The sequence below is a fragment of the Vreelandella olivaria genome (assembly GCF_023507745.1).
Taxonomy (GTDB): domain Bacteria; phylum Pseudomonadota; class Gammaproteobacteria; order Pseudomonadales; family Halomonadaceae; genus Vreelandella; species Vreelandella olivaria_A.
This window is the reverse complement of record NZ_JALPZO010000172.1, coordinates 151347-161053: the sequence shown is the minus strand read 5'-3', so window position 1 is coordinate 161053 and position 9707 is coordinate 151347. Positions and strand designations below refer to the sequence as shown.

Sequence of the window (9707 nt, the reverse complement as noted above, 5' to 3'; positions counted from 1 at the left end):
TCCCGCTTCGGCTTCGCCCAGGAAACCAATGATCTGTTCTTCGCTGAAACGCTTCTTCATGTCCAACCTCCTTACCCATAGGATCGGACTCTAAAGTGTAGCGCTACTCAATCTGGGGGTGACGTCGGGGGCATTGCTGCTGTTTTGATGGGATTCCAAACTTGGATTCTCAAGGAAGCTGGTGATGACGTCCTACCAGCCTCTGCAATTTATGTCGCCATTTTCAATGCGGCGATAGGTCTTGGTGCAGTGCTTGGTGCTATCGTGTTGTCGACATCTGGACTTAATGAGATTTATCTATTCGCTGCTGTTGCGACAGCGCTGGGTACTACCACTATCGCATTAATGTCTGGCCCTGCGGTTGCAACCGCTCAAGTAGAATAGGTCAATCCTAACTTAGCAAAGCGGCGGGCTAGTGTTATTGGCCTGCTGAATTCGCCACCTACTTAGTCTTCCACAGTCAACTCCAATAGAGCGCGATGAGGCTACTGCTGTTGGGGGAGAGCATATTCTGGCCCAGCTCAAGAGCGAATTCTACACCCAGCGTCGAAGAGCCGAATAAATGCATAAAGCGTCATTATGTTTAAATAAATAGAATTAGATTACAAAGAACAGTGGTGGCAAAGTATTATTGTGAAGGGTGTGTTCGAGGTTTTCAGAGTTTGAATGCTCTTTTAAACCAGCTTCAACGACTGCTAGCCAATATCAATCTTGCTGTCCAGCATTTCACACCCACCGCTAATATTACCGTAATTCCAAGGGAAAGATATGTTTCACATCTTGAAAGAACTTTACTGGTTCCGCTCGATGAGCGAGCCGCGCCTGGACCGGCACCGCTACTGGCTAGCTGCCTATCTGCTATTAAGCCTCCAGGTAGGTGGTGCGTTTCTTGTGAGCCAAGACCGTTTCTTATGGGACATGACACCAAGATTCTATTCTGACGCTTTTTTTTGGATTAACTATTTCACGCCGCACATCTCAATGGATCTCGTATTGATCGTGCTGCATATCATCGTGGGTATTAATGCCTTCGGCCGCGTTTTAGGTAGCCTTGCCGGGATCGGCACCTACTCATTAGGGGCTTTGGCCTCAATGATCAATTGGGCGGCATCGAATGGTTTCGAGGAGCACTTCGGTTACCCTCTGTTATCGATAGTGGTGCTGGCAATAATAGGCATTGTGGCACTGCTCATGGGGTTCACATTACGCTCTCTTCGCGATGTTGAACCGTCACATGCGCTCTTGCGTCAGCGGCCGGATATGCCTGTGGAAAAACAGCTGGACTGCCTGACCTTCTTGCGCCGCTATCTATTAGCCCACTTGGTGATCGGCGTGATAGGCATCGCTATTAGCGGCATCATGGTTTGGCGTCTCGACAACCTATCAGTGATGGGTTACTACTGGGCACTCGATTCAACGTTGAAGATTGGTGGCTTTTTCCTGCTGCTACTGACAGTGCTGGGAGGCGTCTGGATTCTCAAACTAATCGCCAAGCGATTGAACAGTTTTACCGATGCTACGACGGCCATTTTATGCGGGGGGCTAGGCCTGACACTCGTCCTCGGAGGCGGTACGGTCTGGCTGGCAATAAACGAGTTTTATGATAATGGGTGGCTGTTTCTACTGGCCAAAACAATCGGTCTCAGCCTGTGGCCTATCAGCATTGGCGCTCAGATTTATTTGATAATCAAGCCCTCGAAACAGCTCTCCCCGGCAGAGGAGGCAATGGCGGAGCCATCAGCCCAGGCACCCGCAACTTCAACATAGATCGATACCTGACGCCCCGACCAAGCCACCATGCCCAGCTTAACAAATGTGCCGAGCATGGTCGCTGATCATCAAAGGGCCAGCAGGGTTGCTTGTGGAATAACCTCAGCAGCCTGTCCGCCAAGCATGTCATGATGAACGAGCGTCAGATCAAGGTACTGAACCGCTTATTGGATACGGCAGGGGAGGAATTTGAGCAGGGTATCAATGCTCGTAAGTACCAATCGTTGGCTAAAGTGAGTAAAGCCACCGCAACGTGGGATTTGGCAGAGCTGCTGGAAAAAGGCTGCCTCTACAAGCTACCCGGTGGTGGGCGCAGTACTCGGTATTCGGTGTTACTTGGGCGAACAGAGGAGGCACCTTATAGTGGCGATCTTTGCCATTTAAGGCTTGATCGCCACTGAAAAAGAACGAACTAACTACCTCTGTCGCTTATACCGCGTTAAGCCGATAAGCGCAGCCAACGTAATCGCTGCCATGCCGCCTGTATAGGCGATAAGTGGCCATGCAGTACTACCATTTAGCGCTATCACTGCACCCGTGCCTATCACACCGACGATCACACTCTGAACGCAGAAGTGCAGGGCGACGGCAGTACCGGCCATCTCGCTGAATTCATGAAGCGCACCATTGGCTGTCACCGATGTTGTGAACACGATACCGACCGCAACCAGCCACATGGGTAACACGAAAGACCAAAAGCTGGGAGTTAGGAAGATCTGGCCCAATCCAAGCAAGTTCGCACTGAAAAGTAGTATTAGCATGCCACGAGCCACGCAGCCGGGGATTCCCCAGCGAGCTACGAAGCGCTTGGCGAAGCGTGTTGTACCGATCATTGCGAGTGCTACTGTCGAGAAGGCATAGCTGAAACCCAGTTCAGAGAAGCCTGCCCCTTCGATGAGTACCCGTGGGGCGGTAGAAAAGAACACAAAGAACGAGCCCATTGCGGTGCCGAAAGCCAGCGTATAGGTCCAAAAGTAAGGACTCTGGAGTACGATGCTAAAACTTGCGCCACTAGATTGTGTTCTGGTTCTCCTGGTCTCATGCCATTTCGGTAATACGAGGGGAAGTGCTATGAGTGCTGAGATACAGAGAGCAAGAAATATGGCTTCCCAGCCGAAATAACGCGCAATTAAGGCTCCTGCAATGGGGCCTAGCGCGGGAACGAAAGCCAACATCGCGTTCATTAGGCTATAGATCACCGTACTCTCGGGAGTATCCGCATAAACGTCGCGCACCGTTGCGAAAACGGCCACCAGCATCGCGGCCGCCCCAGCAGCTTGTACTAGTCGTAGTAAAACGAAAAGCCAAGCTGACGTGGTAGCCGCGAGTGCCAATGAAGTTGCAGCGAATACGAATACCCCGCTAATCAGAATTGGGCGCCGACCAAAGCGGTCTGAAAGCGGACCGAAGATAATCTGACCTACACCTAGCATAATCATGTAGAGGGTAAGCGTTAACTGCACTACCTCGGGTGTTGTTCCGAGAATTTTCGGCATAGCAGGCACTATCGGCAGATAAATATCCATACCGAGCGACGCTAGAATATTAAAGGGAGCCAGCAGCACCAACGCTACCGGCAGGCTGTAAGTCCACAGCCGAGGATTTTTAATAGGCACGATAAAACCTCCGCGCAAATAAGATGATTTGGCGGCGGCCTACCTTTAAGGAAGTGGTTTAAGCAGGCTGCCGCAACAACGAGAAAGCAAAGTTGCTGCGGCTTAGTGGTCTGACTTTTTTGATTCCATGAATGTGTTCTTCAGTAGCTGGCCTAACGGCGTTGATAGCTTAACCGGAAGAAGAAGCGCAAGGCTACTCGGGCTTTTTCGTGTTATCAAGCGTCATAAACTGCTCTGCCAATCATAATCACTTTGGAAAATAGCCCTTGAGCCGAATAGAACATGTGCCGAGCAACCCCATTCTAGGAATCCTGCCCCATAGAGAAGTATGCATATCTGGCTGATCTAGGCATATCTGTGAAGGTCACGGGTATCTTCGACCCCGTGACCGTCTGTCCTGACCTTACGCTATCCGTGATCCAGTCGACGTGCCGCCGCATCGAAATCCGCTAGGGCCCAGAAGCTTTCGAGGAAGTCTGGCTTCGCATTACGGTGGTCGATGTAATAAGCGTGTTCCCACATGTCCACGGTCAGCAACGGTGTCTGGCCGTTGAGTAGCGGATTCTCGGCGTTGGGTGTATTGACGATCTTGAGTTTGTCACCGTCGACGACTAGCCAGGTCCATCCTGCGCCGAAGACCTTCTGTGCGGCATCCGAGAACTGCTGCTTGAACGCCTCAAGTGAACCAAAATGCCGGTCCAGCTCTCGAGTCAGCTCGCCGGTGGGGGCGGAGCCGCCGGGCGTCAGGCAGTGCCAGAAGAAAGTGTGGTTCCAGATTTGTGCGGCTTGGTTGAAGAGAAACCCCTCACGCTCGCGGGTGATGAGCTCGGGGAGGTCGACGTTGCCGAGCGATGCATCGGTGGTGTTCATGATCGCGTCGTTAGCTTTGGTCACATAGGTGCTGTGGTGCTTGCCGTAATGGTAATCGAGTGTTTCGCGCGACATATACGGTGCCAGGGCGCTGCGGTCGTAGGGCAGCTCGGGAAGTGAAAAAGCCATGTGAGTCTCCTTGGTTCGTATTAGCGGTGGTAGCTCAGCTTAGCCAACTGAGGGTGAGGGGCCGCTTTCGTCATTGCTGTCGGGGTCTTTTACCAAAGGGTGAATTACCCTTTGCTTAAAAGTTTAGCCAATGCTAAGTTTTTAAGTCAAAGGGATCTTTTGGTTGGCACTAGTGCACCAATTCCGAAAGCTCCTATCTAATCTTCAAATCTAGTGGGGCTTATGATGAGTAAGACAATTCAAAACGCGGAGCCAGGAGGTGGTATCGACAGCCAGTGGGCGTGGTTTACGCAAGCAGGTAACGATTCGCTTGAGCGCGGCCAGCTACATGATGCACAGCGCTACTACGAGAGGGCGCTAACTGAAGCCAGCACCATGTTTGATAAGGTTCAGTCTGAACAAGCTGCTTGTCACTATGCACCAATGACCTACAACATCGCTGCGTTTAACCTTGCCACTCTATATAGTGACATCGGTAACAGGCAGATGATGCACCGCTACGCACGCTCTGCATTGGAGCGCCTGATTGAGGTCGCTGAACAGCGTAACGTGCCGCAGGAACTGCGCTTGCAGTGCGTACGACATTTGGGGCGTGCGGTCATAGCACTTGAACAGCTCTGCCCGGAGGCGCGGACCCATCCTGATTATCGCATTTTGGTTGCGAGTGCTGACTTATTACAGCGCAAGTTCGATATGCCAGCTGGACTATCCAGCATGCCGTCAGCGGCCGCTAGTGCCGCTAACGTGCATTGAGCAGGAAGGGTTGCGTAGAGAGTCAGACGATCTTGGTGTAACAAGCACGTATGATGATCTGTGCATCCACTTGGTTGGGCCTGCCCTCTTATGCAGATAGTCAAGCATACGCAGAGGTGGCGCCTAAAGCTGCTCGATTCCATCGACGATAAACACCCGATAATCAGCACCCAGAAAACGGTGCTTGCGGGCCTCCTGATAGGCGGGGCTTTGGTACCAGGCGCGGGCAGCCACCATATCGGGGAAACGCAGAATCACAGCCCCTTCCATAGAGCTGCCTTCGAGCACTTCAAAATCTCCATAAAAAGCGAGTGGTTGCGGGTCGTGGCCTGCACGGGCGGCTTTCGCCTTCTCGCTGTAGCGCTCCATTTCCTGGGTATCGTGGGTGTGTTCGCGGGTCAGTACGATATAAGCGGGCATTACATTCTCCTTACGTAGCGATTAGGCAAGCTTTCAGCGTTGGGTATAGATGCTGGCATCAGCAATCTCGCATCTTGACGCGCTTTGGCTGAAATCGCACGCCCCAATAATGCCTCTGAGAAATTACCTGGCCTCGTATAGGGTCAGGCACTCTAATTATGCAACGCTTTATTACGCCTTCTACCACTTTCTGGGGAGGGGGGGATATATGCTAAATAAGGCTTTAAAAGTGGATTAGGCAAGAAAAGGAGAGTTCTATGCATTCGCTACCGGTCTGTTTGAACTTATCATACATACATGAATGGATGGTAAGGCGAGCAAGTTAGCTTCTTACCATATTCAGCCGCAAGAGCTAATTAACGATCTGTTCACAAGGAGTGAATCATGAAAATGTTAAATATCGCCTTAATGATGACATTAATGCTTATTTCGGGTGTAGCCCTCGCTGAAAGAGGCTCTGATAAGGATAATGAGATTGCTTATCCTGAATCGACCTCTACAAGCACAAGTAGTGAGACGCGGAGTTTTTCACCTAGCGATCTTATTGACAGAAACCCTTAAACGAAACTGACTGGTTGTGATATAGCCAGTCATGAAGGGCGGCCTAACATGCTTAGGTTGCCCTTCATGCTGTTAGTCAGTTGCTCATCAAGTATACCGTATGGCTTCTGAACTGGCTTGCTGCATTTACACAGAGCGGAGTAGGGAGTCAGGCGTGGTACAGTGGCTCCATAATGCTGTTTTGAAACCATTGCTGTGGAATGAATGACCGTGAGAACCGATAGCCGCCTTTCCCGTATGTTGCATGTGTTACTACATATGGCGCGTGAGCCTGAATTGATTACCTCGGAACAGATTGGGCTGATGCTAGGTACCAATGCAGCTGTGGTGCGCCGAACCATGGCGGGGTTACGTAAAGCCGGTTATGTAACCTCTGAGAAGGGGCATAACGGTGGCTGGCGTATCGCGTGTGACTTGCAAAGCGTGACGTTGCTGGATATCCACAATGCGGTGGGAGGGCCGCGCATTTTTGCTATTGGAATGGACCGCGAGAACCCAGATTGCGCGGTTGAACAGGTGGTGAACAAAGCACTTTTTGAGGCTATGCGTGAAGCCGAAGCACTGCTGGTTGCACGCCTGGGGGCGGTGACGTTAGCGGAACTGGCTGAGCAGTTCGATGATATCACGAAAAGTAAAGGCTGCTGACTACGTCAGCCGACTTACATACTTCTGCTTAAGCCTGTGCACGAGTGGCATACCAAGCGTGAATCAGCCCAGCCTGATAAATGAGCACTGGCGTATTAAACCCACCCGATGCGATGATTTCACTGACGCGTTCGGGTGGTGTTACCGCAACATCGCGACCATACATGGTCCGAAACCGCTCTACCATATCAGATGGTACTTCTCCTGTACTTAACATCCTCGTCCATATATCCAACTGGTTGTGATAGGCAAGAGACTCCATGTCTGAGGCCAGGTCGGCGCTAGCCAGATACCCGCCCGGTTGTAGCCGCTGGGCGATGGAGCGGAAAAACGCCGAGCGATCTTTCGGCTCCAGTATGAACTGGGAGACCATAAGCGAGGTCGCTGCATCAAAAGGTGCCGAGGGTGCCAAGGAATCGAGGTAGCCATGATGGAACTCGCAGCGGGATGCGATCCCATGCCCTTCAGCTTGGCGGCGGCACACATCCAGCATGGCGGCGGATGGCTCCACAATAGTGAAGTGGTGCCCGGCAAAGCGCTGGGAAAGGTAGATGATCTCTGCGCCGGTTCCCGCTCCGATGCAGAGTACGCGTGCATCATCGGAAAGCGCGGAGAACACCGCGCCAATAAGCAGGTGCAGCCCGTCTCTGACCGGTGCCAGTTTGTTCCACTGCTGATCGTAAGTGGCGGCTTGTTGATCAAAAAGAGCTTCAAGTGCTTCGCGTTTCATATGTCCCCCAGATATTCATGTAACTATAAATGATACATTATAGCTCATGAGCTTTCATGGAGGAATAGGTGGCTTATGCTAATAGAGGAATGGCAGGTGCTATGACATCTATGGCGTGAATCTCAACGCATCGATTAATGCTCTGAGTGCAACAGGCATTTGTCGACGGCTCGGGTGATAGAGGTAATAGCCAGGAAAGGAGGGGCACCACTCATCCAGTACCTGTATGAGACGTCCAGAAGCAATATCTTCGGCTACATCATGCTCCATTAAATACCCGAGTACCGCGCCCTCTCTTACGGCGGCGACTGCCAGGGGGAGTTCGTTGACTACAAGCGAGCCGTTTGTGCGTATCCTGATCTCCCTCCCGTTGTGTTCAAACTCCCATGGCAACAAGCCTCCAGAGGTCGTTAGCCGAAAACCGATGCAGTTATGCTGCGCTAGATCGGCGGGTGTTTGAGGCTTGGGGAAACGCTCAAAGTAGGCGGGCGCCCCCACAACAACTGTACGCATTGCGGGGCCAACGGGGACCGCGATCATATCTTTATCGACTGACTCGCGGAAACGTATGCCTGCATCAAAGCCTGCTGCCACGATATCGGTCAGCCCATTATCGATATTAATTTCGACCCTGACGTTCGGGTTATCCATCAGGAATGCTGGAAGGACTGGCTCCAGCACCATCTGTGCCGCGTGGGCGAAGGTGGTAATTTGTACCGTTCCCGAGGGAGCCTCTCGCCATTCGGCCAGGTCGGCTAACCCATTCTGAATTTCAGATAGTGCAGGGGTCAGAGACCTTAGCAAGTGCTCACCTGCCTCTGTGGGCGCCACACTACGCGTGGTACGTGCCAGTAAGCGGACACCAAGCCGTTCCTCTAAGCCACACATGGCATGGCTAAGGGCTGACGGTGACATAGAGAGTAAGCCTGCGGCACGCGTAAAGCTACGCTCGCGCGCCACTGTCGCAAAGGCTAGGAGATCGTTGAGTTCGCGTCGTTGCATTAATGCATTTTATTCACAAGTTCATGCCGTTTTCCAGGGCTAATCGCGATAAACCGATGCGCTTATAGTGGCTTAGAAGATTAAAACCGCGACAGGAGAGTGAGCATGAATTTGACCGATTACCGCACATTAGGACATTCAGGGCTTGTGGTGAGCCCTTTAGCATTGGGCACTATGACGTTTGGTGCTGAACGCTGGGGTACTGGCGTAAAAGCCTCTAAAACGGTGTTTAATGCCTACATCGAGGCTGGCGGTAACTTCGTCGATACCGCGGATATTTATGCATCCGGCAGAAGTGAAGAGATGCTGGGTCGCTTTATGGCGGAGAACGGCTTACGCGAAAAGCTGGTGGTGGCGACGAAAGCTGGTTTTTCTCGTGAGCAGGGTGCGCCACATTCAGGGGGTAATGGGGCGAAAAATATTCGTCTGGGCCTGGAAGGGTCACTTAAGCGCTTGGGTACCGATTACATTGACATGTATTGGGTGCATGTATGGGACCAACTCACACCCGCCGAAGAGATGCTGCAAACCCTGGCTGATGCCAAACGTAGTGGCAAGATTCTCTACTATGGATTTTCGAATACGCCAGGTTGGTATGTCGCCAAAATTGCCGCACTAGCCCAAGTGCATGGCCTTCCTATGCCGGTTGGGCTTCAGTACCAGTACTCGCTGATTGATCGCGGTGTCGAATTCGATATCTTACCTGCCGGTAAAGAGTTTGGATTGGGGCTTGTGCCCTGGAGTCCACTGGGTGGTGGGCTGCTAAGTGGAAAGTATGGGCGTGATATGCTTGCCGAAGCGGGCCGTGCAGGGGGCTTGCCTGACAAGGCATCAACAGGTGATACAACGCAAGCTCAAAGTAGCGGTAGGCTCAGTGGCGATAACCCCTTTGGTAGCATGCTATTCACTGAACACAACTTTAGTGTGGTGGATGTAGTACGCGAGATTGCACAAGAGTTGGGATGTTCCATGGCTCAGGTGGCACTGTCATGGGCTGGCAATCAGCCAGGGGTTTCCTCGGTTCTAATCGGCGCTAGCCGCGTGGAGCAGTTGTCTCAAAATATTGATTCGCTGGATGTTGTACTAACCGCTGAACAGCATGAGCGTCTTAACAATGTAAGTGAGTTGGCGCCAATTAATCCTTACTTCATTTTTAAGCTACCACCAGAATATATTTTTGGTGTGAGTTCGGTTAAGGCAGGTTAGCGATG

The 9707-nt window shown here is 51.8% G+C and carries 10 protein-coding genes and 1 pseudogene; 6 read left to right on the top strand and 5 right to left on the bottom strand.

Annotated features, from left to right (window positions below):
* Positions 1-768 precede the first annotated feature (768 nt).
* Both HP566_RS20800 and HP566_RS20795 read left to right on the top strand, forming a co-directional pair.
* Positions 769-1767: a hypothetical protein gene (locus HP566_RS20800; RefSeq protein WP_249979210.1), complete on the top strand. Its 999-nt coding sequence runs from the start codon at positions 769-771 to the stop codon at positions 1765-1767.
* A gap of 131 nt (positions 1768-1898) precedes the next feature.
* Positions 1899-2171 (top strand): annotated as a pseudogene (locus tag HP566_RS20795) (hypothetical protein); the annotation flags it as partial.
* A 15-nt stretch (positions 2172-2186) separates the two neighbouring features.
* On the opposite strand, the gene cml reads toward HP566_RS20795, so the two are convergent.
* Positions 2187-3380 carry a CmlA/FloR family chloramphenicol efflux MFS transporter gene (gene cml, locus HP566_RS20790; protein WP_249979212.1) on the bottom strand — a complete coding sequence of 398 codons (1194 nt, stop codon included), beginning with the start codon at positions 3378-3380 and terminating at the stop codon, positions 2187-2189.
* 414 nt (positions 3381-3794) lie between these two features.
* Entirely contained in the window at positions 3795-4385 is a 591-nt protein-coding gene (locus HP566_RS20785) for a superoxide dismutase (RefSeq protein ID WP_249979209.1), read from the bottom strand.
* A gap of 225 nt (positions 4386-4610) precedes the next feature.
* On the opposite strand from HP566_RS20785, the gene HP566_RS20780 reads away from it, so the two are divergent.
* A complete protein-coding gene (locus HP566_RS20780; RefSeq protein WP_249979208.1) occupies positions 4611-5138 on the top strand; it encodes a hypothetical protein in 528 nt (175 codons plus the stop codon).
* Between the two features lie 123 nt (positions 5139-5261).
* Here HP566_RS20780 and HP566_RS20775 read toward each other — a convergent pair whose 3' ends face one another.
* Complete coding sequence (locus HP566_RS20775; protein WP_249979207.1) at positions 5262-5558, bottom strand: DUF1330 domain-containing protein; 297 nt, start codon at positions 5556-5558, stop codon at positions 5262-5264.
* Between the two features lie 384 nt (positions 5559-5942).
* On the opposite strand from HP566_RS20775, the gene HP566_RS20770 reads away from it, so the two are divergent.
* Together HP566_RS20770 and HP566_RS20765 are read left to right on the top strand one after the other, a co-directional pair.
* The gene (locus tag HP566_RS20770; protein WP_249979206.1) at positions 5943-6119 is read left to right on the top strand and encodes a hypothetical protein; all 177 of its coding nucleotides are present in this window, start codon (positions 5943-5945) and stop codon (positions 6117-6119) included.
* A 204-nt stretch (positions 6120-6323) separates the two neighbouring features.
* Positions 6324-6764 (top strand): Rrf2 family transcriptional regulator, encoded by a 441-nt coding sequence (locus HP566_RS20765; protein WP_249979205.1) that lies wholly within the window; start codon positions 6324-6326, stop codon positions 6762-6764.
* Positions 6765-6792: 28 nt separating this feature from the next.
* Here HP566_RS20765 and HP566_RS20760 read toward each other — a convergent pair whose 3' ends face one another.
* A complete protein-coding gene (locus HP566_RS20760; RefSeq protein ID WP_249979204.1) occupies positions 6793-7494 on the bottom strand; it encodes a class I SAM-dependent methyltransferase in 702 nt (233 codons plus the stop codon).
* A gap of 108 nt (positions 7495-7602) precedes the next feature.
* Entirely contained in the window at positions 7603-8496 is an 894-nt protein-coding gene (locus HP566_RS20755) for a LysR family transcriptional regulator (protein ID WP_249979203.1), read from the bottom strand.
* Between the two features lie 105 nt (positions 8497-8601).
* Here HP566_RS20755 and HP566_RS20750 point away from each other — a divergent pair, with 105 nt between their 5' ends.
* On the top strand, positions 8602-9702 hold the full coding sequence (locus HP566_RS20750) for an aldo/keto reductase (protein ID WP_249979202.1): 1101 nt from the start codon (positions 8602-8604) through the stop codon (positions 9700-9702).
* Positions 9703-9707: the final 5 nt, after the last annotated feature.

Bases quoted from the DNA above. Each gene is read 5' to 3' on its own strand.
- HP566_RS20780 (WP_249979208.1), top strand. From the start codon at position 4,611: ATGAGTAAGACAATTCAAAACGCGGAGCCAGGAGGTGGTATCGACAGC.
- HP566_RS20770 (WP_249979206.1), top strand. From the start codon at position 5,943: ATGAAAATGTTAAATATCGCCTTAATGATGACATTAATGCTTATTTCG.
- HP566_RS20750 (WP_249979202.1), top strand. From the start codon at position 8,602: ATGAATTTGACCGATTACCGCACATTAGGACATTCAGGGCTTGTGGTG.
- HP566_RS20755 (WP_249979203.1), bottom strand. From the start codon at position 8,496: ATGCAACGACGCGAACTCAACGATCTCCTAGCCTTTGCGACAGTGGCG.
- HP566_RS20785 (WP_249979209.1), bottom strand. From the start codon at position 4,385: ATGGCTTTTTCACTTCCCGAGCTGCCCTACGACCGCAGCGCCCTGGCA.
- HP566_RS20775 (WP_249979207.1), bottom strand. From the start codon at position 5,558: ATGCCCGCTTATATCGTACTGACCCGCGAACACACCCACGATACCCAG.
- HP566_RS20765 (WP_249979205.1), top strand. From the start codon at position 6,324: ATGACCGTGAGAACCGATAGCCGCCTTTCCCGTATGTTGCATGTGTTA.
- HP566_RS20760 (WP_249979204.1), bottom strand. From the start codon at position 7,494: ATGAAACGCGAAGCACTTGAAGCTCTTTTTGATCAACAAGCCGCCACT.
- HP566_RS20800 (WP_249979210.1), top strand. From the start codon at position 769: ATGTTTCACATCTTGAAAGAACTTTACTGGTTCCGCTCGATGAGCGAG.